This window comes from Gaetbulibacter jejuensis, from assembly GCF_039524015.1.
GTDB lineage: Bacteria > Bacteroidota > Bacteroidia > Flavobacteriales > Flavobacteriaceae > Gaetbulibacter_B > Gaetbulibacter_B jejuensis.
Window position 1 is genome coordinate 1 of the sequence record NZ_BAAAGF010000016.1, and the last position, 518, is coordinate 518.

Annotated in this window: 1 protein-coding gene; it reads left to right on the forward strand. The window is 28.8% G+C overall.

Annotation, left to right across the window (positions count from 1 at the left end):
• Window positions 1–321: 321 nt before the first annotated feature.
• Window positions 322–518 (forward strand): hypothetical protein (locus tag ABD011_RS15740; RefSeq protein WP_343799792.1); only part of this gene is annotated, 197 nt, incomplete at its 3' end.

Genomic DNA, 518 nt, shown 5'->3' on the forward strand with positions numbered 1-518 from the left:
TAGCCATGTCGTTCTGTGAGCCAAGGAGTTGCGGATTGCGGTTGTCTTCCTAAGACCGCTTGGCCTCCGACTTAAAAAGCTTATGAAGAAATAATTCAAAATGTTAATTTAACTGGTAAAGAATTATTTCTAAAAACTTTCACATTAGAATATGAATATGCAGTTCAGAGAATTGTTAGACAATTTTTAAGATCATTATTATCTAGAGCTTTATCAAATTTTGGAAGACCGTACCTTGATTTTAAATATTTAGATGATACAATTGCTAAATTATTTAAAGATCTAGGATATCCAGAAGAAGTAAGAACAGTTTTCGATACTATGATCACACAATCTCAGTTAATTTATACTAATCAACTTCTATTAAGACAATTACAACAAATCGTTAGGTTAGGAATTTTTGATCAGAAAAAGATTAAAGAAGAATTGAAAGCTAATAAATTTAATGAACAAATAGCATTACAAATTTTAGAAAGTGAATTACAATTTGCACAATTGCAAAATATACTAAAAAGTCG